The organism is Streptomyces sp. NPDC088910, from assembly GCF_044749865.1.
Classification (GTDB): domain Bacteria; phylum Actinomycetota; class Actinomycetes; order Streptomycetales; family Streptomycetaceae; genus Actinacidiphila.
This window is the reverse complement of record NZ_JBIVIV010000003.1, coordinates 143,123-168,668: the sequence shown is the minus strand read 5'-3', so window position 1 is coordinate 168,668 and position 25,546 is coordinate 143,123. Positions and strand designations below refer to the sequence as shown.

Here is a 25,546-nt window from a genome sequence, read left to right as displayed (position 1 = left end):
ACGGGAGAGGGGACCCGGCGCCTACCGCAGCCGCGCCATCAGGGCGTGCTCGACCAGCGTGATGAGCGCGCTCTTGGCGTCGCCGCGGTTGCGCGCGTCCGTCGTGATGATGGGGGCCTCGGGCCCGATCTGGAGGGCCTCACGGACCTCCTCGGGACCGTACGGCTGGTGTCCGTCGAAGCCGTTGAGGGCGATGACGAACGGCAGGCCGCTGTTCTCGAAGTAGTCGACGGCCGGGAAGCAGTCCGCCAGGCGCCGCGTGTCGACCAGCACGATCGCGCCGATCGCGCCGCGCACCAGGTCGTCCCACATGAACCAGAAACGGTCCTGCCCCGGCGTCCCGAACAGATAGAGGATCAGATCCTCGTCGAGCGTGATGCGGCCGAAGTCCATCGCCACGGTCGTCGTGGTCTTGTCCGGCGCGTGCGTCAGATCGTCGATCCCGGCCGACGCGGACGTCATCACTGCTTCGGTGCGCAACGGATTGATCTCCGACACGGCCCCGACGAACGTGGTCTTGCCCACGCCGAACCCGCCGGCCACCACGATCTTCGCAGACGTGGTCGACCGGCGGACCGTATCGCCCCCGCTGGAGCCCCCGCTAGAGCTTCCGAAGTCCACTGAGCACCCTTTCAAGCAATGTCACGGCTGGCTGTCCGCCCGAGGACTCGTCGCCGCCGGGCTGGTGGATCTGGACCAGTCCGGCCTCAGCCAGGTCGGCCACGAGAATCCGGACCACACCGAGCGGAATCGTCAGCAGAGCGGAGATCTCCGCGATCGACTTGATCTCCCGGCAGAGCAGGCAGATCCGCTGGTGTTCCGGCAACTGCCCACGCAGTCGCTCGGGGTCGGCGGTGGTACTGACCAGCGCCTCTATGGCGAGCTGGTAACGCGGCCTGGTACGGCCGCCGGTCATCGCGTAAGGGCGGACGAGCCCGGAAGGGGCGGGGGGCCGCTTGCTCGCGCCGCCGCTCCCACCGCCGTTCCCGTAACTGCCGCCGCCCCCGTGACCGCCGCTGCCGCCGCCGTGGCGGGGGCCCTGCGGCGGCGCGTAGGGCTGGATACGCGGTTGCCGGTACTGCGGCTCGGGCTCCGGAGAGGGCGCCGAGGGGAAGTTGTAGGGGTTGAGGGGCGGCTGATGCTGGCTGCCGTACGGGTCTCCACCGGGGGACGTGCTCACGAGTCCTCCTCCTGATACGGCTGCGATCCCCCGTCCGAGTACCCGGCTGGTACTCGGACGACCGCTGCCCTTCGCTTTGTTGACGCTGTTCGAGCTAGTTGAGCAGGCTGCCCTGAAGCTCGGCCCGCAGGTCCGGGGTGAGGACGGTGCCCGCTCGGTCGACGAGCAGGGCCATTTCGTAGCCGACCAGGCCGATGTCGCACTCGGGGTGCGCCAGCACGGCCAGCGAGGATCCGTCGGAGACGGACATGATGAAGAGGAAGCCGCGCTCCATCTCCACCACGGTCTGGTTGACGGAGCCGCCCTCGAAGATGCGGGAGGCTCCGGCGGTGAGCGACGTCAGCCCGGAGGCGACGGCGGCGAGCTGGTCGGCGCGGTCGCGGGGGAATCCGTCGGACATCGCGAGCAGCAGGCCGTCGGCGGAGACCACCACCGTGTGGGACACCCCGGGGGTGTTGTCCACGAAGTTGGTGATCAACCAGTTCAGGTTCTGTGCCGCCTGGCTCATCGGACTCAACTAGCGCTCCTGGTTCTGGGGGCCGCCGAATGGGTGCTCGGTGGCCTGTCCGTTCGTATCAGTTCCAGCAGTGCGTCCCTTCTGGACGCCACGCCGCAGGTTACTCAACCTGCCGCGTACGTCCTCGGGGGCGCGGGAGACCTGTGGGCCGCCCTGCGGGGTCTGCGCCGCGGTACCCGGGACCAGATTGGCCTTGGGCACCCGTCGGGGCAGGCCCGAGGGGGTGACCCCGCCCGCCTTGGGCTCGCGGACCTGCTCGGCCCGGTGCCAGTTCTCGTCATTCGTCGACCGCCATTCGGTCGTCGGCTCCGGTTCCCGGTGCTGCCGGGGCTCTGGAGCCTCCTGGGCAGGCTGTTCCTGAGGTGGTTCCGGCCGCTGGCGGTCACGGCGCGGCAAACCCGCGTCCGTCAGCGAAGGGGAGCCTACGCTCTCGGACGGCCGCTGGGGGAGCGGCGGAGCGGATTCCGTTACGTCCGCCCGCGGCTCGGGCTCCTGCGGGGGCTCCGGAACCGGCCACTCCTGCGACGGGGCCTGGTAACCGGTGAACTCCGGCTGGAAGCTCTGGCCGTACGCGGGGTCGTAGGGCTGGTCGAATCCCTGGTCGAAGCCCTGCGGGACGCCCTGGTCATAGCCCTGCTGGGCGCCCTGCCCGTACCCCGGCACCGCGCCGTCGTCGAAGGCCCGCGCGCTCTCGGGGAAACCGTTCCGCTGGTAGCCCTGCTGCTCGTAACCGGACTGGAAGCCCTGCTCGTAGGTCTGCTGCTGATAGCCGGGGTCGAAGCTCGGGTCGTACGGGGGCTGCGCCTGCCGGCCCTGCTCCGGGTAGCCGTTCTGCTCCGCCTGCTCCGGGTAGCCGCCCTGTCCGGGGAAACCGTTCTGCTCCGGGAAGCCGGGCTCGTCGCCCTGGCGGTCCGACGTGGCCGCTTCGAGCTGGGCGCGGCGCTCCTCGCGGACCAGCGACCGGCCCACCGGGTCGAGCGTCGGCGCCGCCGTACCGTCGGCGGTCTCGTAACGCGAGTCGTCGAAGCCCAGCTCGGCCGCGGTCGGCATGTGGCCGACGTCCTGCACCGACTGCTCGGGCACGATCCGCGAGACGGTGAAGTCGCGCTCGTCGTCCTCCGGCAGCAGGGCCTCGCCGCCACCGCCGTGGGTGATCGGCTCGGGCAGCATCACCAGCGAGGTCGTACCCGCCTGCTCGCCCGACGGCCTGAGCTGCACCCGGATGCCGTGCCGGTCGGACAGCCGCCCGACCACGAACAGGCCCATCCGCTTGGCGATCTCCACATCGACCGTCGGCGGGTCGGCCAGCTTGTGGTTGATGTCGGCGAAGTCCTCGGCGGTCAGGCCGATGCCCTTGTCGTGGATCTCCACCATCACCCGGCCGTCCGGCAGCCGGGTCGCGGTCACCCGCACCTTGGTCTGCGGCGAGGAGAACGTCGTCGCGTTCTCCAGCAGCTCGGCCAGCAGGTGCACCAGGTCGGTCACGGCGCTGCCGTGGATGTCCGTCTCCGGGATGCCGACCAGCTCTATACGGTCGTACGCCTCCACCTCGGACGCGGCGGCGCGGAGTACGTCGACCAGCGGAATCGGCTGATTCCACTGCCGGCCCGGCTCCTCACCCGCGAGGACCAGCAGATTCTCGCCGTTGCGGCGCATGCGGGTGGCGAGGTGGTCCATCTGGAAGAGGTGCTCGAGCTGGTCGGGGTCGGCCTCGTTGTTCTCCAGCTCGGTGATCAGGGTGAGCTGGCGCTGGATGAGGCCCTGGTTGCGCTGCGAGAGGTTGGTGAAGATCGCGTTGACGTTGCCCCGCAGCAGCGCCTGCTCCGCGGCGAGCCGCACGGCCTCGCGGTGCACCTGGTCGAAGGCGCGCGCGACCTCGCCGATCTCGTCCTGGCTGTTGATCGGGATCGGCGCCACGGTGGTGTCCACCCGGCCCGGGTCGGTCCGCGAGAGCTGGTCGACCATCGACGGCAGCCGCGTCTCGGCGATCTCGAAGGCCGCGCCGCGCAGCCGCCGCATCGCCCGGCTCATCGAGCGGGCCATCATGCCCGCCACGATGAAGGCCAGGATCAGGGCCACGATCACGATCGCGGAGTTCACGATCGCGTCCCGCTTGGCGTTCGACGCGATCGTCGAGGCGTCGGCGGCGGCCTGGTCGGCCAGCGAGTTCTCGACCGTGTGGTAGGCGTCGAAGGAGAGCGTGGAGGCGGCGAAGTACGACTCGGGCGTGATGCCCTCGGCGCGCAGCTGCGCGACGGTCTTCCCCGGCGTGGCGATCTCGGTGACCATCTTCGGCAGGTCCGGCGGTACGACGAACGCCGTGTGCGCGGCCTCCGCCTTGCGCTGCGCCTCGCCGATCAGGTCGGTGCCCTTCTTCTCCGCGGCGGCCTGCGCGTCCTTCAGCCGCTGCACGTCCGCGGCCGTACCGCTGCCGTTGTACTCCGCGACCGAGATGCCCTGGAGGTACTGGTACGAGCCCAGCGCGGTCTTCTGGAGGGCCAGCTCCTTGTCGGAGACCGGCTTCTGCACCAGGATGTGCGTGCCGATCGACCTGGTCAGGGACTCGGCGGCCTTGGCCAGTGACACCGCGTAGAGGGTGCGGCCGTAGGCGGTGACATTGCTGGTGCCGTAACCCAGCTCATTGTCCAGTTCCAACAGCGGGTGCTGGATCTTGACGTAGAACTCCTCGGTCTGCACCCCGGAGAGCTGACGGGTGTACGCGACCTTGCGGAGCGTGGCGAGCTGCGGCTCGACGGTCCTGAAGTTGGCCATCCGGCGCTTGAGCCCGGCCTCGTTCGGCATCTTGGCCGCGGCGGCGTCGAATTCGCGGGCCGCCTCGTCGGTGGCGGCGCGGGCGGTGGAGACCGCCGGATCGTCACGTTTTCCCGCCAGCAGCGGAACCGCGGTGACATCACGTTCGTTGATCAGTGCGTGACTGTAGGTCGTGGCGGCGCGTACCAGATTGGCGGTACGCACGGCGTCGTCGGCCTGGCTCCAGGTGTCGACCGAGCTCTTGACCCGGAAGCCGCCGAAGACGAGGGCGACCAGGACCGGGATCAGCAGGATGACGTTGAGGCGGGTCGCGACCCGCCAGTTGCGCATGCTCAGCCGGGTGCCCGGGTCGTCCGGCGGCTCGGGAGCCGAGATGGCGGGTGCGCCCCCGGGACGTTGGGGCGGCGTGAAGTTCCCCCGCGGACCCTGAGCAGGGCCCGCTTCTGCTCGCCTCGTGTTCCTCACTGGACCAACAACCTCTCGGCGACGGCACGAACGAAGGCCGTTACTACTCTCGGGTTCTGCGAATTCCAGCACGTCATGTAGGCCCCAGCCAAACGTCCGGCATATGGGACGCGGCACAGTAACGGCGAAGATAAAACGGGCATAAGTAAAATCCCCCGTCAAACCATATGACAGATGTACGCGCTGCGACACCGGCTGAGCGCGAGCCGTGTTCGACGCCCGCCGAAACTCTCTCGAAATGTTATGAAGACGGGGACCGGCCGTGTCTCCTGACACAGCCGGTCCCCGTGGCTTGTTTTCACCAGCAACTCGCCGCTGGCGCCTGTCTGTTGAGCCTTCTTCCGAGCCTGCCCGCTACTTCAGCCGGGCAAGCAGCGCGTGCTCGACCAGCGTGATCAGCGCGCTCTTCGCCTCGCCGCGATGGCGGGCGTCGGTCGTGATGATCGGTGCCTCGGGCCCGATCTGGAGGGCCTCGCGCACCTCCTCCGGACGGTACGGCTGGTGTCCGTCGAAGCCGTTGAGGGCGATGACGAACGGCAGGCCGCTGTTCTCGAAGTAGTCGACGGCCGGGAAACAGTCCGCGAGCCTGCGGGTGTCCACCAGCACCACGGCGCCGATCGCACCGCGCACCAGGTCGTCCCACATGAACCAGAAACGGTCCTGGCCGGGCGTCCCGAACAGGTACAGGATCAGGTCGTCGTCCAGGGTGATACGGCCGAAGTCCATGGCCACCGTGGTGGTGGTCTTGTCCTGGACGTGGCTCAGGTCGTCGATCCCGGCCGAGGCCGAGGTCATCACGGCCTCGGTGCGCAGCGGGTTGATCTCCGACACGGCACCCACGAACGTGGTCTTGCCGACACCGAAGCCACCCGCCACCACGATCTTCGCAGACGTGGTGGACCGCACCGATTGCTGCGCGCCGTACGCCGGCTGCGGCTGCGGCCTAGAGCTTCCGAAGTCCACTGAGCACCCTCTCAAGCAGTGTCACATCAGGCTGGCCGCCCGCCTCGCCGCTGCCCGGCTGATGGATGGCGACCATGCCGGCCTCGGCGAGGTCGGCCACAAGAATCCTGGCCACACCGAGCGGGATGGCGAGCAGAGCGGAGATCTCCGCGACCGACTTGATCTCGCGCGTGAGATGGCAGATCCGCTGGTGTTCCGGCAGCAGCCCCGCGTACTGCCCCGGGTCGGCGGTCGTGCTGACCAGCGCCTCGATGGCGAGCTGGTAGCGGGGCCGAGTGCGGCCACCTGTCATGGCGTACGGCCGAACCAGCGGCTGATCGCCTTCCACCCCGTACGGCGCGTGGTGGGACGCGCCGTACGGGCCCGGCGAAGCGGGTGGCGGGGTCATGAGGGTCCTCCGTGTCCGGGCAGTGCTGTCGCGGTGCGGGAAGTACGGAAAAACATGGGGGGAGACGGATGGTTCAGTGCATGAGGCTGCCCTGGAGCTCTGCACGGAGATCCGGGGTGAGGACGGTGCCCGCTCGGTCGACGAGCAGGGCCATTTCGTAGCCGACCAGGCCGATGTCGCACTCGGGGTGCGCCAGCACGGCGATGGAGGAACCCTCGGAGACGGACATGATGAACAGGAAGCCGCGCTCCATCTCCACCACGGTCTGGTTGACCGCGCCGCCCTCGAAGATCCGGGACGCCCCGGCCGTGAGGGAGGTCAGCCCGGAGGCGACGGCGGCGAGCTGGTCGGCGCGGTCGCGGGGGAATCCGTCGGACATCGCGAGCAGCAGGCCGTCGGCGGAGACCACCACCGTGTGGGACACCCCGGGGGTGTTGTCCACGAAGTTGGTGATCAACCAGTTCAGGTTCTGTGCCGCCTGGCTCATCGCACTCAACTAACGCTCCTGATTCGTACCGAAACCACGGCCGTCGGTGTTGCCCCCGGCCTCGCGGCCCTGCTGGATACCACGGCGGAGGTTGGTCAGACGTCCGCGTACGTCGTCGGGCGCCCGCGAGATCTGCGGGCCGCCCTGCGGCGCTTGCTGCGGCGCCGCGCCACCGGCGACGAGGTTGGCCCTCGGCACCCGGCGCGGCAGCCCCGACGGAGTGACCCCGCCGGCCGAAGGTTCGCGGATCTGCTCGGCCCGCTGACGCAGCGCGTCGTTGGGCGAGGTCCGCCAGTTCGGGGTCTCCCTGGGCAGCGGCTGCGCCACCGGAGCGGCGGGCGCCTGGCCCTGGTACTGCGCCGAAGCGGGCACGGAGGCGGGCGGCGCCTGTACGGGCTGCTGCTGACCGCCGCCGGGGCGCTGGACGCCGTTCCCGTTGCCGTTCCCGCCGTTGCCGTTTCCATTGCCGTTGCCATTGGCGACACCGGGCGCCGTCGTGCCGGGGCGCTGCGGGCGGAACCGCTGCGGGGCCGCGGGCGGAGCTGTACGGCCCACCGGGCGGACCGGCGGGGCCTCCTGGCCGCGCGCGCTCTGCTCCACGTGGATCTGCTGCATCCGCTCGGCCTGGCCGGTGCGGAACCAGTCCGACTCGATCGACGAGAAGATCGGCGTCGGCTCGTCCCCGCGGGTCGGGGCCGGGGGCAGCGCCATCGGCTCGGCGGGCTGCTGGGGCTGCTGCTGAGGCTGCGGCGCCTGGGGCTGCTGCGGGCTCTGCATCGGCTGCTGGACCGGGTACTGACCGGTGTTGCCCTGCTGCGGCTGCTGCGGCTGCACGGGGAACTGCCCGGTCCCGTACGGGTCCTGGTACTGCTGCTGGTTCTGGTCGTAGCCCTGGCCGCCGTTGCCCTGCTGGGGGCCGCCGCGCTGCGGCAGACCCTGGCCGGGGAAGGCGTCGGGGCGCGGGCCGCTGGGGGGCGGGCCCTGGTACTGGTTGTTGCCGGGGAAGCCCTGCTGCTGACCGGGCTGACCGCCCTGTCCCTGCTGACCGCCCTGGCCCGGACGGGCCTGCGGCTGCTGGCCGGGCATCCGGAACTCGCCGGTGCCGTCGGCCTGCACGGCCGGGAACTGCGCCGTGTCGCCGGGACCGCCCTGGCCCTGGCCGCCCTGCGGCTGGCCGGGCATCGCGAACTGACCCGTGCTGTACGTCTCTTCGGGGCTGCGGGCGCCGCGCTGCGGCAGGCCCGGGTTGGGGCCGCCCTGCACCGGGAACTGCCCGGTGTCGCTGGTGCCGCGACCGCCGCCCTGGTTGCCCTGGTTGCCCTGGTTGCCGTGACCCTGGCCGCCCTGGCCCTGGTTGCCCTGGCCGGTCGGTGCGAAGTCGTCGTCGCGGACCGGCGGGAACTGCGCGGTGTCAGCGGGGCCGTTCTGCCGCGGCGCGGGGCCCGAGCGACCGCCGAACACGTCGGAACGGAAGCCGGAGGGGCCGGTGCTCTGCGGCTGCGGCGGCGGGAACTGGCCCGGCTGCTGCTGACCGCTCTGCTGACCGCCTTGCTGACCGCCCTGCCGGCCGCCGAAGTTCTGGCCGCCCTGCTGACCGCCCTGACCGCCCTGGCCGAAGTCCTGACCGCCGCCGGGGGGACGGCCGAAGGCGCCACCGGGCTGCTGGAAGTCGCCGCGCGGGCCCTGTCCGGGAGCGTCGAAGGCGGAGGCCGCCTCGACGTCCTCGTGGCCGCGCGGGGTGTCCTGGAGACCGCGGTCGTCGGGGAAGCCCTGCTGGCCGCCGTTCTGGTCCTGCGCCCAGCGCGGCGTGCCGCCCTGCTGCGGGGGACCGCCGGGACGGCCCGCTCCGGGGCTCAGCGCCGGACGCTGCTGGCCGCCCGCGACCGGGGTGCGCTGCGGCGGCCGGTTGACCGGCGCGGAGTTGGGCGAGTTGCCGAACGCGCCGGCGATGCCGGAGCCCGCGGCGGCCGGGGGAGCGCCCGCGGGGCGCCCGCCGCCCATCTGGCCGATGTTCTTGGGGTTACGGCCGCCCTGCGTGACGTCCACGGGCAGCATGACCAGCGCGGTCGTACCGCCGGAGTCGGACGGGCGGAGCTGGATCCGGATGCCGTGCCGCAGGGACAGGCGGCCGACCACGAACAGACCCATGCGGCGGGAGACGGAGACGTCCACCGTCGGCGGGTTCGCCAGCCGCTCGTTGATGTCCGCGAGGTCCTCGGGCGACAGGCCGATACCGGTGTCGTGGATCTCGATCAGCACCCGGCCGTCCGGCAGCGAGTGACCGGTGACCTTCACCTTGGTCTGCGGCGAGGAGAACGACGTCGCGTTCTCCAGCAGCTCGGCGAGCAGGTGGACGAGGTCGTTGACGATACGGCCGGTGACCTCGGCCGACGGTACCGACGTCAGTTCGATCCGCTCGTACTGCTCCACCTCGGACGCGGCGGCGCGCAGCACGTCGACCAGCGGGACCGGGCGGGTCCACCGGCGGCCCGGCTCCTCACCGGCGAGGACCAGCAGATTCTCACCGTTGCGGCGCATGCGGGTCGCGAGATGGTCGAGCTTGAAGAGCGAGGAGAGCTGGTCCGGGTCGGCCTCGCGGGACTCCAGTTCGGAGATGAGCGAGAGCTGACGCTGGATGAGGCCCTGGCTGCGGCGCGAGAGGTTGGTGAACATCGCGTTGACGTTCCCTCGCAGGAGGGCCTGCTCGGCGGCGAGTCGTACGGCCTCGCTGTGGACCTCGTCGAAGGCCCGCGCCACCTGGCCGATCTCGTCGCGGCTGTTGATGCCGATCGACTCGACCGAGGTGTCGACGTCCTGCGGGTCGGTCTCGGAGAGCTGCTTGACCAGCTCGGGCAGCCGCTTCTGGGCCACGTCGTTGGCGGTCTGCTGGAGCCTGCGCAGCGACCGGATCATCGAGCGGGCCACGATGAAGGCGCCGACCACGGCGACGCCGAGGACCAGCAGGATGATCGCGCCGGAGATCAGCGCGGACTGCTTGGCCTCGCTCTGCAGCTTGAGGGCCTTCTGCTGCATCTCGTTGAGCAGCGACCGCTCGATCTGGCTCATCGCCTGGATCTTGGTCTTGGCCGCGTCGTCCCAGTCGAGGTACGAGCTGTCGATCTTGGTGATCGCGTTCTGCGAGGCGGCGATGCGCTGGCGCGTGGTGTCGTGCGCGCTGATCGTGAGGTTGCCGCCCTCGATCGGGGTCAGCAGCGCCGCGCTCTTGGGCCCGTAGATCTTCTGGAACCGGGTGAGCGCGGTGTCCTCGTTCGCGGCGCCGTACTTCACCGACTGGTAGTCGTTGGCGTTCAGCTTGCCGCCGGTGGCCAGCGCGGCGCTGATCACCGCGCGCTGGATCGACTCGTACTCCTTGGCGGAGGAGAAGGCAGCCAGCGCGCGGGTGCTCTGGATCATCTCGGGGTTGTTGGTCGCCTGCGCCATGTCCTGGGACAGCGAGAGCAGGGACTGCACCAGGTCGTCGTACTGCGAGACCGTCTGCGAGATGGTGGAGGTCGAGGTGTACGCCTCGTCGCGGATCTCCGCCAGGTTGGCGAGCTGCGTGCCGATCGCCAGCAGGGTGGCGCGGACGCCGGAGAAGACCGGGTCGCGCTCGGAGACGTTGTCGCTGGCGTTCAGATACTGCTTGTACTCGCGGTCGGTGGCCTGCCGGGAGGCCTCCACCGCGTCGTTGGTCTTGTCGCCGGACGACAGCGGTCCGGCCGAGCTGTCCCGTTCCTCCTGGAGCGCGGCGGCGAGCTGCGTCGCGTGCTCGGTGATGTCGGTCAGCGTCTTCATGTGCTCGAGCTGGTTGATGTTGTCCAGCGAGCTGTTGATGCGCATGCCGCCCAGGACGGTGGCCGTGACCACCGGGAGGGCGAGCAGGGAGACGAGTCTGGTGCTGATGCGCCAGTTGCGCATGGCTATTCGGGGCCCCGGCTTGCCCGCGAGACCGGTGATCTTGCCCGCCTCGATGCCGCTGGGCGTGCTCGGTCGTCCGGTGGCAGCCGTCGTGCCCGGCGCAGTGCTCGCCGAGTCACCCGCCTGCTGCGGTGTCGGGCCGTTGCCGGTCCCGCCGGGCTGCTGCTCCGGGTCGCCCGCAGCGCCGCTGTCCCTCTTGAAACGTCCCTGCACTAGCGTCGCAACCTCTGGACCAGGCGTCCCCCGCGATGAAGCGGACAGGACGGTGTCGAGTCATGGGGGCTCAGGCCGCCCCGGGTTGCGAGGAGGCCGATTGATGCCCTTCACCACCGCTCGGTGCTCGAACGCGCCCCCTGCGCGCCGGCTCGATGTGATGCGGCGGTCCGGGGAATTCCAGCACAGTGCTGGATCTCCCAACAAGGGCCGTAGCCGACCTGTTGGAATCCGTTACTCGTCGCGTCGGGCCAAGCACTGAGTGTTGACATTTGATGTGGTGAAAGCGGGGGATTCCGGACCTAGCACCCCCCTGTTCGCACGAGTCACTCGCTGTCCCAGCCGGGTCGATGACAGCTGAATCGTACGACTGTGTGGGACTTGACCGGTTTGAGTCTGCCGGTCGGATGCGCGCAATGCCTGCTTTGCGACTCACTTAGTGAGCAAAATCACAGCCTGGTGCATGTCTGGGCCACGTTGTTCCGGGAAAGGGCCGCACTAGCCTGGTGCTTTACACATCGCGGTTTTCTGTCAACCCGCGCCCTGCGGGCGCCCCGAGTCACCGAGGTCCACACGGCCGATGAAGACCACCATGCTGTTCCGTCCGATCGCGAACCCGCGCCGCACCACCCTCGCGCACCTCAAGGACGCCGCTGAACTCGGGGTCCCCGCCGCGTCGGACACCGAAGCCGCCACGACCGCCGAGCAGGCCGTCGCCGAGCCCCTGCCGCAGGTCACCGCGAACCCGCGCCGCACCGTCCTGCACGAGCTGCCCACCGCCTGATCGGCGCGTATGGGCCCGGCCACTAAGCTGGGCCCATGCGTATCGCGAGGTTCTCGATCGACGGCAATGTCGCCTTTGGGGCTGTCGAAGCGGCCGAAGGCACCGACGGCGGCGAAGGCGACGGCGTAACAGCCGGCCACGACGGCCTCGTCATCAACATCATGAAGGGCATCCCCTTCGCGGACTTCGAGCTGTCCGGTACGCGGGTCCCGCTCGACAAGGTGCGGCTGCTGCCGCCCGTGCTGCCGAACAAGGTCGTCGCCATCGGCCGCAACTACGCGGACCACGCGAAGGAGTTGGGCCACGAGGTGCCGACGGCGCCCTGGGCCTTCTTCAAGCCCTCCACCTCCGTGATCGGCCACGGCGACCCGATCGTGTACCCCTCCTTCTCGCAGGAGGTGCACCACGAGGCCGAACTGGCCGTCGTCATCAGCCGGTTGTGCCGCGAGGTGCCGCGCGAGCGGGTCCGCGACGTCATCCTCGGCTACACCTGCGCCAACGACGTGACGGCCCGCGACACCCAGCGGACCGAGAAGCAGTGGGCGCGCGCCAAGGGCTTCGACTCCTCCTGCCCGCTCGGCCCCTGGATCGAGACCGACCTCGACCCCTCCGACCTCGCCATCACCGCGACGGTCAACGGCGAGCTGCGCCAGGCGGGCCGCACCGCGCAGATGATCAACTCGATCGAGGACCTGATCGTCAACATCACCGAGGCGATGACGCTGCTCCCCGGTGACGTGCTGCTCACCGGCACCCCCGCGGGCGTCGGCCCGATCCGGCCGGGTGACGAGGTCTCCGTGACGGTCGAGGGCATCGGCACCCTGACCAACAAGGTCGTCGCGCGGAGCTGACCCGCTTCGTACCCTGGGTGTTATGCCGATACGAGCGGTTCTCTGGGACATCGACGACACGATCTTCGACTACGCGAGCGCCGACCGCGTCGGCCTGCGGGCCCATCTGGCCGTCGAGGGACTGCCGGACGGGTGCGGGAGCGTGGAGGCCGCCGTGCTGCGCTGGGCCGAGCTGACCGAGCTCCACTGGGCGCGGTTCTCGGCGGGGGAGTGCGACTTCGAGGCGCAGCGCAGGGACCGCGTGCGCGACTTCCTGGGGCTGCCGCTGACGGACGCGGAGGCCGAGGAGTGGTTCGACCGCCACCGCACGCACTACGAGGCCGCCTGGTCCCTCTTCCCCGACGCCGTACCCGCCCTGGACGGCCTCACCCCCCACTACCGGCACGCGGTGCTGTCCAACTCCGCCTTCGTCGTACAGGACCGCAAGCTGCGCGCGCTGGGCGTACGGGACCGCTTCGAGGTGCTGCTGTGCGCCGCGGAGCTGGGGGTCTCCAAGCCTGCCGCCGCGGCCTTCCACGCGGCCTGCGAGGCGCTGTCCCTGGAGCCGCACGAGGTCGCGTACGTGGGCAACGAGCCGGACATCGACGCCCGCGGCGCGGCCGACGCGGGCCTGGTCGGCATCTGGCTGGACCGCCACGACCTCGGCTCCCGTCCCGACCTCACCCGCATCACCGGTCTCGCCGAGCTTGCTGACCTGCTGCGCGGCGATACTCGTTTTGGAGCGGTGTCCCGCATCGGGTAATGTTCTTCCTGCGCCGCCCGAGAGGGCCGAAAGGTCCGGCACGGGGGCGTGATCCAAGCACAATCCCGCAAGGGGTTGCGTTTTGATGGGGTATGGTGTAATTGGCAACACGGCTGATTCTGGTTCAGTTGTTCTAGGTTCGAGTCCTGGTACCCCAGCGCATAGTTCAGTGCATTGCAGTGCGAGCCCCCGTTGTGTAGCGGCCTAGCACGCCGCCCTCTCAAGGCGGTAGCGCCGGTTCGAATCCGGTCGGGGGTACAGATCCTTCCCGCGTGATCACCTGGGTCGCACCCGTTGGTCATGATGCAGGATCGCTAGGGCCCCCGTTGTGTAGCGGCCTAGCACGCCGCCCTCTCAAGGCGGTAGCGCCGGTTCGAATCCGGTCGGGGGTACGCAAGCAGAGAAGTAACGGTACGGCCGAGGTCCTCACTCAGGTGGGGGCCTTTTTCGTTTCCGGCCGCCGTTCCCGGCCGTCGTCCTCTCCCACGGGCCAACCGCCGTACCGGGCAGGGGCGTTCGCGCACCGGCGGCCCCTGCCGAGGACGGTTCAGCCGCTGCGGCGCAGCGCCTCGCTCAGCCGGGCCGCGGCGTCGATGACGGCCTGCGCGTGCATCCGCCCCGGGTGCCGGGTCAGCCGCTCGATCGGTCCCGAGACGGAGACGGCGGCGACCACGCGGTTGGAGGGGCCGCGGACGGGCGCGGACACCGAGGCGACCCCGGGCTCCCGCTCGCCGATCGACTGCGACCAGCCGCGGCGGCGTACGCCCGACAGCGCGGTGGCGGTGAAGCGCGCGCCCTGGAGGCCGCGGTGCAGCCGCTCGGGCTCCTCCCAGGCCATCAGGACCTGCGCGGCGGACCCGGCCTTCATCGGGAGCGTGGAGCCGACCGGCACGGTGTCCCGCAGGCCGGAAAGGCGCTCCGCCGCGGCCACGCAGATGCGCATGTCGCCCTGACGGCGGTAGAGCTGGGCACTTTCTCCCGTGACGTCCCGCAGGTGGGTCAGGACCGGGCCCGCCGTCGCCAGCAGCCGGTCCTCGCCCGCGGCGGCGGCCAGCTCCGACAGCCGCGGTCCCAGGATGAAGCGGCCCTGCATGTCGCGGGCCACCATGCGGTGGTGTTCGAGCGCGACCGCCAGGCGGTGCGCGGTGGGGCGGGCCAGGCCCGTGGCGCCGACGAGGCCGGCCAGGGTGGCCGGTCCCGACTCCAGTGCGCTGAGCACCAGAGCCGCCTTGTCGAGAACGCCGACGCCGCTAGAATTGTCCATGCAACGATATTCGCGTCTCACACTGTGAAACGCAAGCTCAATTTTCCGGGGAAGCCGTCAGGCTGGGGGCACAGGGCAGGACCGCCGTGCTCCCGCGGAGACACCAGGGGAACCGACGGCGTCCGGCATACACGTGCACCACACACGAGTTGGCCCGCGAGGGTGCGGGCCGGAGGGACAGCGATGGGTAGGACACTCGCGGAAAAAGTCTGGGACGACCATGTCGTCCGCCGCGTCGAGGGCGAGCCCGATCTGCTCTTCATCGATCTTCACCTGCTCCACGAGGTGACCAGCCCCCAGGCGTTCGACGGGCTGCGGATGAACGGCCGACCGGTGCGGCGTACCGACCTCACCATCGCCACCGAGGACCACAACACCCCCACCCTCGACATCGACAAGCCCATCGCGGACCCGGTCTCCCGCACCCAGCTCGAAACGCTGCGCAAGAACTGCGCGGAGTTCGGCGTACGGCTGCACCCGCTGGGCGACGTCGAGCAGGGCGTCGTGCACGTGGTGGGCCCGCAGCTCGGGCTGACCCAGCCGGGCACCACCGTGGTCTGCGGCGACTCGCACACCTCCACGCACGGCGCCTTCGGCGCGCTGGCGTTCGGCATCGGCACCTCCCAGGTCGAGCACGTGCTGGCCACCCAGACGCTGCCGCTCGCGCCGTTCAAGACGATGGCGATCACCGTGGACGGCGAACTGCCCCCCGGCGTCACCGCCAAGGACCTGATCCTCGCCGTGATCACGCAGATCGGCACCGGCGGCGGCCAGGGTTATGTCATCGAATACCGCGGCTCCGCCATCGAGAAGCTGTCGATGGAATCGCGGATGACCGTCTGCAACATGTCGATCGAGGCGGGCGCGCGGGCCGGCATGATCGCCCCCGACCAGACCACGTTCGACTACCTGGAAGGGCGCGTGCACGCCCCCAAGGGCGCGGACTGGGACGCGGCGGTGGCGTACTGGAAGACGCTGCGCACCGACGACGACGCGGTCTTCGACCACGAGGTGCGGATCGACGCCGCCACCCTGGCGCCGTTCGTCACCTGGGGCACCAACCCCGGCCAGGGCGCGCCGCTGAGCGCGGCCGTGCCGGACCCGGCGTCCTTCGCCGACCCCGGCGACCGGCTCTCCGCCGAGAAGGCGCTGGAGTACATGGGCCTGTCCGCGGGCCAGCCGCTGCGCGAGGTCGCCGTGGACACCGTCTTCGTCGGCTCCTGCACCAACGGCCGGATCGAGGACCTGCGGGCCGCCGCGTCGGTCGTCGAGGGCCGCAAGGTGGCCGACGGCGTCCGCATGCTGGTCGTGCCGGGCTCCGTACGGGTCGCGTTGCAGGCCGTCGAGGAGGGCCTGGACAAGGTGTTCACCGCCGCCGGCGCCGAATGGCGGCACGCGGGTTGCTCGATGTGCCTGGGTATGAACCCGGACCAACTCGCCCCCGGCGAGCGCTCCGCGTCCACCTCGAACCGCAACTTCGAGGGACGGCAGGGCAAGGGCGGCCGTACGCACCTGGTCTCGCCGCAGGTGGCCGCCGCCACCGCGGTGCTCGGCCACCTCGCCTCGCCCGCCGACCTGTCCGACGCCCCTGTCCTGACGGAGGTCTGAGCCCCCATGGAAGCCTTCACCACGCACACCGGCCGGGCCGTACCGCTGCGCCGCGGCAATGTGGACACCGACCAGATCATCCCCGCGCACTGGCTGAAGAAGGTCACGCGCAACGGATTCGAGGACGGCCTGTTCGAAGCCTGGCGCAAGGACGAGAACTTCGTCCTCAACGCCCCCGAGCGGCAGGGCGCCACCGTGCTCGTCGCCGGACCCGACTTCGGCACCGGTTCGTCGCGCGAACACGCGGTCTGGGCCTTGCAGAACTACGGCTTCAAGACCGTGATCTCGTCCCGCTTCGCGGACATCTTCCGCGGCAATTCGCTGAAGAACGGCCTGCTCACGGTCGTATTGCCGCAGGAGACGGTGGAATCGCTCTGGAAACTGGTCGAGGCCGACCCGCAGGCCGAGATCACCGTCGACCTGGTGGCCCGCGAGGTGCGCGCCGAGGGCCCCGGTGTGTCGCTGACCGAGGCGTTCGAGCTGGACGACAACGCCCGCTGGCGGCTGCTGGAAGGGCTGGACGACATCAGCCTGACCCTCGCCAACGAGGCCGACATCTCGGCGTTCGAAGCCGGCCGCCCGTCCTTCAAGCCGAGCACCGTGCAGGTCTGACCGACCCGTTCGGCCCTGTTCGGCCCCAAGAAGCGCCCTCTGCCCGTCCGCAGAGGGCGCTTCTGCGTGTCCGGGCGATGTCTGGGCCGGTCCCGAAGTGCCCGTGGGGGCGGCCCAGGAGGGTCCGTCCGGGCGGTCCAGGAGTGTCCGGAAAACGGCCCGGAACACCCGGTTGGCCCTGTCGCTCCCGACAACTCGCCGCAGATGGCACAATCGACGCATGGAACGCGACGGCCAACTCCAGCTCTACGGGGTTCTCGCCGCGCGTCTGAAGCAGGCGCATCTGCGCGTCGCGAATCCCGAAGTCCCTGATGGGACACGGCGGGAGTTGAGTCGCCGGCTGCTCGCGGTGACCGCTGTGGCGAAGCACGATCTCGCCGACGCGGCACGGCGCCTGGACGTGTTAACGGCTGAGTTGGACGACCTCGGAATCCCGGATCGCTGATCCCGTAGAGCACCGAGTTCGTTGCGGCACAAGGGTGATTCGCCCGTTTCGTATTTGATTTGCGGTATATATCCGCCTAGCGTGCGAAAAAGCCCGCACTCATTCGCCGGGCAAGTTTCCGAAGGGGAAGACGTGAACAAGGCGCAGCTCGTAGAAGCGATTGCCGACAAGGTAGGCGGCCGCCAGGCCGCCGCGGACGCGGTTGACGCGGTTCTCGACGCGATCGTCCGTGCGACGGTCTCGGGCGACCGGGTCTCGGTCACCGGTTTCGGTTCGTTCGAGAAGGTGGAGCGTCCGGCCCGTTACGCCCGCAATCCCCAGACCGGGGAGCGGGTCCGGGTCAAGAAGACCTCGGTGCCGCGGTTCCGCGCGGGTCAGGGCTTCAAGGACCTGGTCAGCGGCACCAAGAAGCTCCCGAAGAACGACGTCGCGGTGAAGAAGGCGCCCAAGGGCAGCCTCAGCGGCGGCGCTTCCACCACCACGAGGACCACCACCAAGAAGGCGGCGGCCAAGAAGGTCACCGCGGCCAAGAAGACGGTCGCGAAGAAGGCCTCCGCCGCCAAGAAGACCGCCGCGGCCAAGACCACGGCGGCCAAGAAGACCACCGCCAAGAAGGCCACGGCGAAGAAGACCACCGCCAAGAAGGCGGCGGCCAAGAAGGCCCCGGCCAAGAAGGTCGCCGCGAAGAAGGCCCCGGCCAAGCGCGCGACCGCCCGCAAGACCGCCGCCAAGCGGAGCGCCACCAGGTAGTAGTCCGTCCCACGGACCGCGACGGGCCGGGTTCCCCCAGGGGAGCCCGGCCCGCGCTCGTTTTTTTGGCCGCCTTCTCTCCCCCGGACTCCGTCCGGGGGCGCCCCCACGGGCGGCTTGGACCCGCCTTCGGCTCGCCGGCTACCGGCGAACCGCCCTGCGTCAGGGAGCCCCTTCGCTACACCTTCGGTCCCGCAGGGTCCGGGAAGGTCTGGAGGGTGATGAAGACCACCCGGCGGGTGTCGGCGGAGCCGTCGGTGCGGATGCGGACGCGCTGGCCGGGGCGCAGGAGGCGCAGGCCGCCCGCGTCGAAGGCGGCGGCGTCGAAGGGCAGCGGCGTCCCGTCGTCGAGGAGCACGCTGCCGCCGCGGGTCTCGGGGTCGTAGGTGAACGCGGTTGCCTGCATGGGCCGCAGCCTAGTGCCCGGCCCGGGGGAGACCGCCGGTCACGGCACGGGTGCCCGGCCCGGCCGGCGGTTCAGTCCGCGATCAGCAGCCCGGCGGCGGCCAGCGCCGTACGCTCGCCGACGCCCAGGGCCAGGGCCGCGCGCAGGTCGTCGCCGGTGTCCACGTCCTGCCGCACCGACGGCACCCGTCGCAGGGCGATCTCGCGGGCCCCGGTGGCCAGGTGGCGGGCGCGGGAGGCGCCGCCGAAGGCGGGGGAGAGGGCCGAACCGCGCGGAGCGGCGAGCAAGGTTGTCCCCACACCGGCCGCGTCGGCCAGAAAAGCCCGCCCCTGGCCGCCCGCGGCCTCCCGGAGCACCCACGCCAGCTCAGCGGGCCGCAAGGCCGGGAGATCGCCGTTCAGCGCCGCGACCGCCGCGTACGGATCGCGGGCCCGCACCCGGTCCGCCCCGTACCGCAGCGCGGCGTTCAGCCCCGCCGCCGGGGCGTCGGGCACCACGAAGGCACCCAGGGCGGCCAGCTCCGCCCCGGCCCGCTCGTCGTCCGTGACCACGGTCACGTCGGCCACCTCGGCGCAGGCCAGCGCCGCCGCGACCGTGTCCAGCGCGAACGCCAGGGCCAGCGCGGGCCGTACCGCACCGGCCGCCGTGGCCAACCGGCTCTTGGCCACGGCCAGCGGCTTCAGCGGCACGACAAGGGACCACTTCCAGGTCACATCTATCGCCACCGCACCATTGTGCGGCCTTCCCCAGGCGCCCCACGGGCCGCCGGGCCCTGGCGTTAACGTGTCCATAGCCGCAGACTTGTGCGGCTGCCGCACGGGTGGTGCTGCGCGAGCCTCTACGAGCGCAGCGTCACAGCAACGAAGAGGAGTCCTGGTGTCCCGCCGCAGAATCGGTTTCTGGTACCGCCTGGCGGCCGTCATCGCGAAACCGCCGCTCATTGTGCTGTTCAAGCGGGACTGGCACGGAATGGAGCACATTCCGGCCGACGGCGGTTTCATCACGGCGGTGAACCACAACTCGTACCTGGACCCGCTGTCGTACGCGCATTTCCAGTACAACACCGGCCGCGTCCCCCGCTTCCTGGCCAAGGCGGGGCTCTTCAAGCCCTTCTTCGTCGGCACGATGCTGCGCGGCACCGGCCAGATCCCCGTCTTCCGCGAGACCACCGACGCCGCGAACGCCTTCCGCGCCGCCGTCGACGCCATCAACTCCGGCGAGTGCGTCGCCTTCTACCCCGAAGGCACCCTCACCCGTGACCCCGACATGTGGCCGATGGTCTCCAAGACCGGCGTCGCCCGCGTCGCGCTGCTCACCAAGGCGCCCGTGATCCCCGTCGCCCAGTGGGGCGCCAACGAGGCCGTGCCGCCGTACGCCAAGAGCAAGCGCGTACGCCTGCTGCCGCGCAAGACGCTGCGGGTGCTCGCGGGCGAACCCGTCGACCTGACCGCGTTCTACGGCCAGGACCCCACCCCCGACGTGCTGCGCGCCGTCACCGAGACCATCATGCTCGCGGTCACCGCGCTGCTCGCCGAGGTACGCCAGGAACCCGCGCCCGCCGGTCTCTACGACCCGCGCAAGGCACGGGAGGGCGCATGACGGTCCGCTGCGCCGTCTACGGCACCGGCTCCTGGGGCACCGCCTTCTCGATGGTCCTCGCCGACGCCGGGTGCGAGGTGGCGCTCTGGGGCCGCCGCCCCGAGCTGACCGCGGCGATCAACGCCGACCGCAGGAACCCCGAATACCTCCCCGACCTCGAACTGCCCGCCGCCGTCACCGCCACCGCGGACCCCGCGGAAGCCGCCGCCGACGCCGAATTCGTCATCCTGTGCGTCCCGTCCCAGACGCTGCGCGCCAACCTCGCCGACTGGGCACCGCTGCTGCGCCCCGACGCGGTCCTGGTCAGCCTGATGAAGGGCGTCGAACTGGGCACCGCCAAGCTGATGAGCGAGGTGATCGAGGAGGTCGCCAAGGCAGGACCCGACCGCGTCGCCGTCCTGTCGGGCCCCAACCTCGCCCCGGAGATCGCCGCCAGGCAGCCCGCCGCCGCCGTCGTCGCCAGCCGCGACGAAGCCGTCGCCCGCCGCTTCCAGGCCGCCTGCCACACCGGCTACTTCCGCCCGTACACCAACACCGACGTCGTCGGCGTCGAACTGGGCGGCGCCGTCAAGAACGTCATCGGCCTCGCGGTCGGCATCGCCGACGGCATGGGCCTGGGCGACAACACCAAGGCGTCCCTGATCACCCGCGGCCTGGCCGAGACCACCAGGCTCGGCATGGCGATGGGCGCCGACGCGCACACCTTCGCCGGCCTCGCGGGCATGGGCGACCTGGTCGCCACCTGCTCCTCACCGCTGTCGCGCAACCACACCTTCGGCATGAACCTCGGCCGCGGCATGACCCTGGCCGAGACCATCGCCGTCACCAGCCAGACGGCCGAGGGCGTCAAGTCCTGCGAGTCCGTGGCCGATCTGGCCCGCAGGCACGGCGTCGACATGCCGCTGACGGACACCGTGGTCGACATCGTGCACAACGGGAAACCGCCCGTCGTGGCCGTACAGGAGTTGATGTCACGCTCCGCCAAGCCGGAACGGTAGGGTCATCGCGACATGAGCAACCTTGCATCCCACGACAGCTCCCAGAGCCCTGACCGGCGCGAATCCGGCCCGGACCGGCCCGCGGACCCGTACGCGGACCGGCGCGTGGTAGGCCACGCGAGCGAGAACTACCCGCGCAAGCCGCGGGTCGCGGTCGTCTTCGGCGGACGCAGCTCCGAGCACGGCGTCTCGGTGGTCACCGCGGCCAGCGTGCTCAGCGCCATCGACCGCGACAAGTACGACGTCCTGCCCATCGGCATCACCACCGAGGGCCGCTGGGCACTGACCGCGGACGCCCCCGAGCGGATGGCCATCGCCGACCGCCGGATGCCGACCGTCGAACAGGTCACCGACCACGAGGGCGCCGTCATGCTCCCGGTCGACCCGGCCAACCGCGAGGTCGTCTACACCGAAGCGGGCGCCGTCCCCAAGGCGCTCGGCGAGGTCGACGTCGTCTTCCCCATGCTGCACGGCCCGTACGGCGAGGACGGCACCCTCCAGGGCCTGCTCGAACTCTCCGGCGTCCCGTACGTCGGCGCGGGCGTGCTCGCCTCCGCCGTCGGCATGGACAAGGAGTACATGAAGCGCGTCTTCACCTCCTTCGGCCTGGCCGTCGGCCCCTACACCGTCATCCGCCCCCGCGAATGGGAACGCGACAGCGACGCCGTACGCCGCAAGGTCACCGACTTCGCCGCCGAGCACGGCTGGCCGCTGTTCGTGAAGCCCGCCCGCGCCGGATCGTCCTTCGGCATCACCAAGGTCGAAGGCCCGGAAGGGCTCGACGCGGCCATCACCGAGGCCAGGCGGCACGACCCCAAGGTCATCGTCGAGGCGCTGCTGCGCGGACGCGAGATCGAATGCGGCGTCCTGGAGTTCGAGGACGGCCCGCGCGCCTCCGTACCGGCCGAGATCCCGCCGGTCACCAGCCACGCGTTCTACGACTTCGAGGCGAAGTACATCGACTCCGCCGAGGGAATCGTTCCTGCGCCGCTCACCGAGGAGCAGACCGCCGAGGTACGGCGGCTCGCCGTCGAGGCGTTCGAGGCCGCGTCCTGCGAGGGCCTGGTCCGCGCCGACTTCTTCCTGCTGGACAGCGGGGAGTTCGTCATCAACGAGATCAACACGATGCCGGGCTTCACCCCGATCTCGATGTACCCGCGGATGTGGCAGGAGACGGGCGTCGACTACCGGCAACTGGTCGACCTGCTCATCCAGGCGGCGCTGCGCCGCTCGACCGGCCTGCGCTAGCCCGCCGGGGCCGCGCCTGCGCGCGGCCTTCGGACGGACAGCCGAACCCCGAGGGGGTCAGACCCCCTCGGGGATCGTGCGCTTGATCGCGTCCGCGAGATCCGTCAGCGGACTGATGTCATGGGCGAAACGCTTCGGCAGAGCCACCTCGACATACGCCTTGCGCAGCGTCGTCGTCATCAGCACCCCACCGTCGGCTCCCTGCTCCACCGACCAGGAGACGCCGTCCACCTCGGCGCCGTAAGTGGAGGGGTCCGCGTCGGCGGCGGGCCGCGGGACACCGCAGCGCAACACGATCGGCGGATTGCCCCACCCGGCTGTCAGCTCCGATTCCGGCTTGAGATCATGCCGGGAGAGTCCGTCGACCTTCGCGGGCAGATCGCCGTACAGCGCGTGACAGTATCCGGCGACACGTGCGTCAGGAACCGGTACGGCGATCGCTTCGTCCGTACCGGACGTGAACGCGTAGACCGCCGCCGCAGAAAGGCACGCGACGGCGGACACGGCGGTCAGTACAACTCGGCGATACAGCATCACCGGTGAGCATAGTGGGGGCTAGATATGGACGACGGGGCAGGTCAACGTTCGAGTGATGCCGTCCGCCTGCTGGACTTTGGCGACCACCATGCGGCCGAGATCATCGACCGTGTCTGCTTGGGCCCTGACGATGACGTCATAAGGACCGGTGACGTCCTCGGCCTGAATGACTCCTTCGATCTTGGAGATCACCTCCGCTACTGCCGAGGCTTTGCCGACCTCGGTCTGGATCAGGATGTACGCCTGTACCACGGAACCTCCAGGGCGGCTTCGAGGATCATGTGGGAAGGGGGACGCCACGTTATCGCGTCGTCGCGCACAGCGGGGAGACCCGCGCGGTACCTGACCCCCGTATTGACGGGTCTCACGCCCGTATTGACGGGAAACACGCAGCAGAACCGGCTCAGGCCGCGACTCGAGGGGACGTTGGGATGAAGGGGACTGTGGGCGAGTTGGGCGAGTTCGGGCTCATCAGGGAGTTGACCTCCCGGCTCACCACCACACCCGCGGTGAAAATCGGACCGGGTGACGACGCGGCCGTGGTCGCCGCGCCCGACCGCCGGGTGGTCGCCACCACGGACGTCCTCATCGAGGGCCGCCACTTCCGCCGCGACTGGTCCACCGCCTACGACGTGGGCCGCAAGGCCGCCGCGCAGAACCTCGCCGACATCGCCGCCATGGGCGCCTTCCCCACCGCCGTGCTGCTCGGCCTCGTCGTCCCCGCCGAACTCCCCGCCACCTGGGCCGTCGAACTGATGGACGGCATCCGCGACGAGTGCCAGGTCGCGGGAGCGGCCGTGGTCGGCGGCGACGTCGTACGCGGCGACACCATCACGGTGGCCGTCACCGCGCTCGGCGACCTCCGCAGCCGCGAGGCCATCACCCGATCGGGTGCCCGCGCGGGCGACATCATCGCCGTCACCGGCTGGCTCGGCTGGTCCGCCGCCGGACTCGCCGTGCTCTCCCGCGGCTTCCGCTCCCCGCGCGCCTTCGTGGAGGCCCACCGCCGCCCGGAACCGCCGTACCACGCGGGCCCCGCGGCGGCCGAACTCGGCGCCACCGCCATGACCGACGTCAGCGACGGCCTGGTCGCCGACCTCGGCCACATCGCCGCCGCCAGCGGCGTCGACATCGACCTGCGCTCAGCCGACATCGACGTACCCGCCCAGATGTCCGACATCGGGCAGGCCGTGGGCGTCGACCCGCTGCACTGGGTGCTCACCGGCGGCGAGGACCACGCGATCGTCGCCGCCTTCCCCCGCGATGTGAAGCTGCCCGCCCGCTGGCGGGTCATCGGCGCCGTCAGCGCCCCCGCGGGCCGCACCCCGCAGGTCACCGTGGACGGCGCGCCCTGGGACAAGGCGGGCGGCTGGGACCACTTCGGGGACGAGGAGTGACCCTCCCGAACCCCGGCCTCCCGAACCCCGGCCTCCCGCGCCCCACCGTCCCAGACCCCGGCCTCCCGCGCCCCGCACCTGTGCCAGCCGCCCCCGCCCGGGTGCTCACCGTCGCCGGATCCGACTCCAGCGGCGGCGCGGGCGTCCAGGCCGACCTCAAGACGATGCTCGCCCTCGGCGTGCACGGCATGAGCGTGCTCACCGCCGTCACCGCGCAGAATTCGCTGGGCGTGCACGGCGTCTGGGACCTGCCGGAGGCGGCGGTACGCGCCCAGTTCCACGCCGTCGTCGGCGACATCGGGGTGGCGGCGGTCAAGACCGGCATGCTCTCCTCGGCGGCCCTCACCGAGACCGTCGCCGGTCTCCTCGCCGCGCTGGACGGCCGCGTCCCCGTCGTCGTCGACCCGGTCGGGATCTCCAAGCACGGCGACGCGCTGCTCGCCGAGGAAGCCGTCGAGACCGTACGCACCCGGCTGCTGCCGCTCGCCACCGTCGCCACCCCCAACCTGGACGAGGTCACCCAGCTCACCGGCCGTACCGTGCACGACGAGGCCGGCATGCGGGCCGCCGCCGACGCCGTACTCGCCCACGGGCCGCGCTGGGTCCTGGTCAAGGGCGGCCACCTCGCCGACAGCCGCTCGGCCGAGGCCGTCGACCTGCTCACCGACGGCGCCGCCGAGCACTGGTACCGCGCCCCGCGGCTCGACAACCGGCACACCCACGGGACGGGCTGCACCCTGGCCAGCGCGATCGCCTGCCACCTCGCCCTCGGCCGCGACGTGCCGGACGCCGTCGGGCGGGCGAAGACGTACGTGACCGGCGCCATCGCGGCGGGCTTCCCGCTCGGCGCCGGGACCGGCCCCGTCGACCACGGCTGGCGCACGCGCTGAGCCGTCACCCGAGCCGCACGGGCACCCGTAGAACGCAAGAAAACCGGCCCACCCTGAGGTGGACCGGCATTCGAGTAGCCGCTAAGGCTGCGCTGCTACGACGTGATGTACGACGACGCGTCAGCGCGAGACCTTACCGGCCTTGATGCACGAGGTGCAGACATTGAGGCGCTTCGGCGTCCGCCCGACCACTGCACGCACGCGCTGGATGTTGGGGTTCCAACGACGCGGGGTACGGCGGTGCGAGTGGGAGATGCTGTTGCCGAAGCCCGGCCCCTTGCCGCAGACGTCGCAGTTGGCAGCCACGGGTCACTCCAAAGACTTCAGATGCACTTACGATGAAAAGCCTGAGAGAGCCCCAGGCAACCGGAGCAGCATACAACGACCGCTCCCGTACAACGAAACTACCATGGTCCGCGGGTGCCCAGATCCGGACGCCCGCCCCCGTGACCGGGGTCACCACCAGGCCGTTTCCGTGCGGTCACGGGCGGCCCCGTCGCCGCCCGGCCCGC

The 25,546-nt window shown here is 70.7% G+C and carries 26 protein-coding genes and 3 tRNA genes; 15 read left to right on the top strand and 14 right to left on the bottom strand.

What is annotated here, in order from left to right; genetic code table 11:
* Positions 1–21: 21 nt before the first annotated feature.
* The 8 genes from ACIP4Z_RS09140 to ACIP4Z_RS09105 all read right to left on the bottom strand — a co-directional run bounded on the left by ACIP4Z_RS09140 (position 22) and on the right by ACIP4Z_RS09105 (position 10,903).
* Positions 22–621 carry an ATP/GTP-binding protein gene (locus ACIP4Z_RS09140; RefSeq protein ID WP_355349403.1) on the bottom strand — a complete coding sequence of 200 codons (600 nt, stop codon included), beginning with the start codon at positions 619–621 and terminating at the stop codon, positions 22–24.
* Positions 602–1,180 carry a DUF742 domain-containing protein gene (locus ACIP4Z_RS09135; protein WP_391050370.1) on the bottom strand — a complete coding sequence of 193 codons (579 nt, stop codon included), beginning with the start codon at positions 1,178–1,180 and terminating at the stop codon, positions 602–604. Before ACIP4Z_RS09135 ends, ACIP4Z_RS09140 begins: the two co-directional genes overlap by 20 nt.
* Before the next feature lie 94 nt (positions 1,181–1,274).
* On the bottom strand, positions 1,275–1,688 hold the full coding sequence (locus tag ACIP4Z_RS09130) for a roadblock/LC7 domain-containing protein (protein ID WP_033173109.1): 414 nt from the start codon (positions 1,686–1,688) through the stop codon (positions 1,275–1,277).
* A 9-nt stretch (positions 1,689–1,697) separates the two neighbouring features.
* Positions 1,698–4,799: a nitrate- and nitrite sensing domain-containing protein gene (locus ACIP4Z_RS09125; protein ID WP_401306159.1), complete on the bottom strand. Its 3,102-nt coding sequence runs from the start codon at positions 4,797–4,799 to the stop codon at positions 1,698–1,700.
* 489 nt (positions 4,800–5,288) lie between these two features.
* Entirely contained in the window at positions 5,289–5,897 is a 609-nt protein-coding gene (locus ACIP4Z_RS09120) for an ATP/GTP-binding protein (protein ID WP_391050368.1), read from the bottom strand.
* Positions 5,878–6,285 carry a DUF742 domain-containing protein gene (locus tag ACIP4Z_RS09115; RefSeq protein ID WP_093717892.1) on the bottom strand — a complete coding sequence of 136 codons (408 nt, stop codon included), beginning with the start codon at positions 6,283–6,285 and terminating at the stop codon, positions 5,878–5,880. Before ACIP4Z_RS09115 ends, ACIP4Z_RS09120 begins: the two co-directional genes overlap by 20 nt.
* A 73-nt stretch (positions 6,286–6,358) precedes the next feature.
* A complete protein-coding gene (locus ACIP4Z_RS09110) occupies positions 6,359–6,772 on the bottom strand; it encodes a roadblock/LC7 domain-containing protein (RefSeq protein ID WP_317452960.1) in 414 nt (137 codons plus the stop codon).
* A 9-nt stretch (positions 6,773–6,781) separates the two neighbouring features.
* Positions 6,782–10,903, bottom strand: coding sequence for a nitrate- and nitrite sensing domain-containing protein (locus tag ACIP4Z_RS09105; protein ID WP_401306156.1), 4,122 nt, complete (start codon positions 10,901–10,903; stop codon positions 6,782–6,784).
* A 580-nt stretch (positions 10,904–11,483) separates the two neighbouring features.
* Between ACIP4Z_RS09105 and ACIP4Z_RS09100 the strand changes: the two genes are divergently transcribed.
* From ACIP4Z_RS09100 to ACIP4Z_RS09075, 6 genes are all read left to right on the top strand, one after another.
* The gene (locus ACIP4Z_RS09100) at positions 11,484–11,687 is read left to right on the top strand and encodes a hypothetical protein (protein WP_188284971.1); all 204 of its coding nucleotides are present in this window, start codon (positions 11,484–11,486) and stop codon (positions 11,685–11,687) included.
* A 35-nt stretch (positions 11,688–11,722) separates the two neighbouring features.
* The gene (locus ACIP4Z_RS09095; protein ID WP_401306154.1) at positions 11,723–12,538 is read left to right on the top strand and encodes a fumarylacetoacetate hydrolase family protein; all 816 of its coding nucleotides are present in this window, start codon (positions 11,723–11,725) and stop codon (positions 12,536–12,538) included.
* Between the two features lie 22 nt (positions 12,539–12,560).
* On the top strand, positions 12,561–13,280 hold the full coding sequence (locus tag ACIP4Z_RS09090) for an HAD-IA family hydrolase (RefSeq protein WP_391050365.1): 720 nt from the start codon (positions 12,561–12,563) through the stop codon (positions 13,278–13,280).
* A gap of 86 nt (positions 13,281–13,366) precedes the next feature.
* Positions 13,367–13,438: transfer RNA gene (locus tag ACIP4Z_RS09085), tRNA-Gln, on the top strand.
* Positions 13,439–13,465: 27 nt separating this feature from the next.
* Positions 13,466–13,538 (top strand) — tRNA-Glu (locus tag ACIP4Z_RS09080).
* A 61-nt stretch (positions 13,539–13,599) separates the two neighbouring features.
* Positions 13,600–13,672, top strand: a tRNA-Glu gene (locus ACIP4Z_RS09075).
* 155 nt (positions 13,673–13,827) lie between these two features.
* On the opposite strand, the gene ndgR is transcribed toward ACIP4Z_RS09075, so the two are convergent.
* Positions 13,828–14,544, bottom strand: a complete 717-nt coding sequence (gene ndgR / locus ACIP4Z_RS09070) for an IclR family transcriptional regulator NdgR (RefSeq protein ID WP_188284974.1) — start codon at positions 14,542–14,544, stop codon at positions 13,828–13,830.
* A 183-nt stretch (positions 14,545–14,727) separates the two neighbouring features.
* Here ndgR and leuC point away from each other — a divergent pair, with 183 nt between their 5' ends.
* The 4 genes from leuC (at position 14,728) to ACIP4Z_RS09050 (ending at position 17,959) form a co-directional block, all read left to right on the top strand.
* Positions 14,728–16,152, top strand: a complete 1,425-nt coding sequence (gene leuC, locus ACIP4Z_RS09065) for a 3-isopropylmalate dehydratase large subunit (RefSeq protein ID WP_355349424.1) — start codon at positions 14,728–14,730, stop codon at positions 16,150–16,152.
* 6 nt (positions 16,153–16,158) lie between these two features.
* The gene (gene leuD, locus ACIP4Z_RS09060) at positions 16,159–16,764 is read left to right on the top strand and encodes a 3-isopropylmalate dehydratase small subunit (protein WP_355349427.1); all 606 of its coding nucleotides are present in this window, start codon (positions 16,159–16,161) and stop codon (positions 16,762–16,764) included.
* 220 nt (positions 16,765–16,984) lie between these two features.
* Positions 16,985–17,209, top strand: a complete 225-nt coding sequence (locus tag ACIP4Z_RS09055) for a hypothetical protein (protein ID WP_188284977.1) — start codon at positions 16,985–16,987, stop codon at positions 17,207–17,209.
* Between the two features lie 132 nt (positions 17,210–17,341).
* A complete protein-coding gene (locus ACIP4Z_RS09050; RefSeq protein WP_355349430.1) occupies positions 17,342–17,959 on the top strand; it encodes an HU family DNA-binding protein in 618 nt (205 codons plus the stop codon).
* A gap of 178 nt (positions 17,960–18,137) precedes the next feature.
* Here ACIP4Z_RS09050 and ACIP4Z_RS09045 read toward each other — a convergent pair whose 3' ends face one another.
* Positions 18,138–18,365, bottom strand: a complete 228-nt coding sequence (locus ACIP4Z_RS09045) for a hypothetical protein (protein WP_401306150.1) — start codon at positions 18,363–18,365, stop codon at positions 18,138–18,140.
* 71 nt (positions 18,366–18,436) lie between these two features.
* Positions 18,437–19,090, bottom strand: coding sequence for a 2-phospho-L-lactate guanylyltransferase (gene cofC, locus ACIP4Z_RS09040; RefSeq protein ID WP_401306148.1), 654 nt, complete (start codon positions 19,088–19,090; stop codon positions 18,437–18,439).
* A 151-nt stretch (positions 19,091–19,241) separates the two neighbouring features.
* On the opposite strand from cofC, the gene ACIP4Z_RS09035 reads away from it, so the two are divergent.
* From ACIP4Z_RS09035 to ACIP4Z_RS09025, 3 genes are read left to right on the top strand one after another with little or no spacing between them, the layout of a single operon-like run.
* A complete protein-coding gene (locus tag ACIP4Z_RS09035) occupies positions 19,242–19,964 on the top strand; it encodes a lysophospholipid acyltransferase family protein (RefSeq protein ID WP_355349439.1) in 723 nt (240 codons plus the stop codon).
* The gene (locus ACIP4Z_RS09030) at positions 19,961–20,962 is read left to right on the top strand and encodes an NAD(P)H-dependent glycerol-3-phosphate dehydrogenase (RefSeq protein ID WP_355349442.1); all 1,002 of its coding nucleotides are present in this window, start codon (positions 19,961–19,963) and stop codon (positions 20,960–20,962) included. The genes ACIP4Z_RS09035 and ACIP4Z_RS09030 overlap by 4 nt, the downstream gene beginning before the upstream one ends.
* Before the next feature lie 12 nt (positions 20,963–20,974).
* Entirely contained in the window at positions 20,975–22,210 is a 1,236-nt protein-coding gene (locus ACIP4Z_RS09025) for a D-alanine--D-alanine ligase (protein ID WP_391050363.1), read from the top strand.
* A 57-nt stretch (positions 22,211–22,267) separates the two neighbouring features.
* Here the strand turns inward: ACIP4Z_RS09025 and ACIP4Z_RS09020 are convergent, their stop codons facing one another.
* Together ACIP4Z_RS09020 and ACIP4Z_RS09015 are read right to left on the bottom strand one after the other, a co-directional pair.
* The gene (locus tag ACIP4Z_RS09020) at positions 22,268–22,714 is read right to left on the bottom strand and encodes a DUF3515 domain-containing protein (protein WP_355349448.1); all 447 of its coding nucleotides are present in this window, start codon (positions 22,712–22,714) and stop codon (positions 22,268–22,270) included.
* Positions 22,715–22,765: 51 nt separating this feature from the next.
* Positions 22,766–22,999, bottom strand: coding sequence for an Lrp/AsnC family transcriptional regulator (locus tag ACIP4Z_RS09015; protein WP_188284985.1), 234 nt, complete (start codon positions 22,997–22,999; stop codon positions 22,766–22,768).
* 179 nt (positions 23,000–23,178) lie between these two features.
* On the opposite strand from ACIP4Z_RS09015, the gene ACIP4Z_RS09010 reads away from it, so the two are divergent.
* On the top strand, positions 23,179–24,144 hold the full coding sequence (locus ACIP4Z_RS09010; protein WP_355349451.1) for a thiamine-phosphate kinase: 966 nt from the start codon (positions 23,179–23,181) through the stop codon (positions 24,142–24,144).
* A gap of 80 nt (positions 24,145–24,224) precedes the next feature.
* Complete coding sequence (thiD, locus tag ACIP4Z_RS09005) at positions 24,225–25,034, top strand: bifunctional hydroxymethylpyrimidine kinase/phosphomethylpyrimidine kinase (protein ID WP_401306145.1); 810 nt, start codon at positions 24,225–24,227, stop codon at positions 25,032–25,034.
* A 120-nt stretch (positions 25,035–25,154) separates the two neighbouring features.
* On the opposite strand, the gene rpmB is transcribed toward thiD, so the two are convergent.
* Complete coding sequence (gene rpmB / locus ACIP4Z_RS09000) at positions 25,155–25,340, bottom strand: 50S ribosomal protein L28 (protein ID WP_028426177.1); 186 nt, start codon at positions 25,338–25,340, stop codon at positions 25,155–25,157.
* Positions 25,341–25,546 lie beyond the last annotated feature (206 nt).

Bases quoted from the DNA above. Each gene is read 5' to 3' on its own strand.
- ACIP4Z_RS09125 (WP_401306159.1), bottom strand. From the start codon at position 4,799: ATGCGCAACTGGCGGGTCGCGACCCGCCTCAACGTCATCCTGCTGATC.
- ndgR (WP_188284974.1), bottom strand. From the start codon at position 14,544: ATGGACAATTCTAGCGGCGTCGGCGTTCTCGACAAGGCGGCTCTGGTG.
- ACIP4Z_RS09110 (WP_317452960.1), bottom strand. From the start codon at position 6,772: ATGAGCCAGGCGGCACAGAACCTGAACTGGTTGATCACCAACTTCGTG.
- ACIP4Z_RS09095 (WP_401306154.1), top strand. From the start codon at position 11,723: ATGCGTATCGCGAGGTTCTCGATCGACGGCAATGTCGCCTTTGGGGCT.
- ACIP4Z_RS09115 (WP_093717892.1), bottom strand. From the start codon at position 6,285: ATGACCCCGCCACCCGCTTCGCCGGGCCCGTACGGCGCGTCCCACCAC.
- ACIP4Z_RS09130 (WP_033173109.1), bottom strand. From the start codon at position 1,688: ATGAGCCAGGCGGCACAGAACCTGAACTGGTTGATCACCAACTTCGTG.
- ACIP4Z_RS09010 (WP_355349451.1), top strand. From the start codon at position 23,179: ATGAAGGGGACTGTGGGCGAGTTGGGCGAGTTCGGGCTCATCAGGGAG.
- ACIP4Z_RS09090 (WP_391050365.1), top strand. From the start codon at position 12,561: ATGCCGATACGAGCGGTTCTCTGGGACATCGACGACACGATCTTCGAC.
- leuD (WP_355349427.1), top strand. From the start codon at position 16,159: ATGGAAGCCTTCACCACGCACACCGGCCGGGCCGTACCGCTGCGCCGC.
- ACIP4Z_RS09055 (WP_188284977.1), top strand. From the start codon at position 16,985: ATGGAACGCGACGGCCAACTCCAGCTCTACGGGGTTCTCGCCGCGCGT.
- ACIP4Z_RS09025 (WP_391050363.1), top strand. From the start codon at position 20,975: ATGAGCAACCTTGCATCCCACGACAGCTCCCAGAGCCCTGACCGGCGC.
- ACIP4Z_RS09030 (WP_355349442.1), top strand. From the start codon at position 19,961: ATGACGGTCCGCTGCGCCGTCTACGGCACCGGCTCCTGGGGCACCGCC.
- ACIP4Z_RS09100 (WP_188284971.1), top strand. From the start codon at position 11,484: ATGAAGACCACCATGCTGTTCCGTCCGATCGCGAACCCGCGCCGCACC.
- leuC (WP_355349424.1), top strand. From the start codon at position 14,728: ATGGGTAGGACACTCGCGGAAAAAGTCTGGGACGACCATGTCGTCCGC.
- ACIP4Z_RS09045 (WP_401306150.1), bottom strand. From the start codon at position 18,365: ATGCAGGCAACCGCGTTCACCTACGACCCCGAGACCCGCGGCGGCAGC.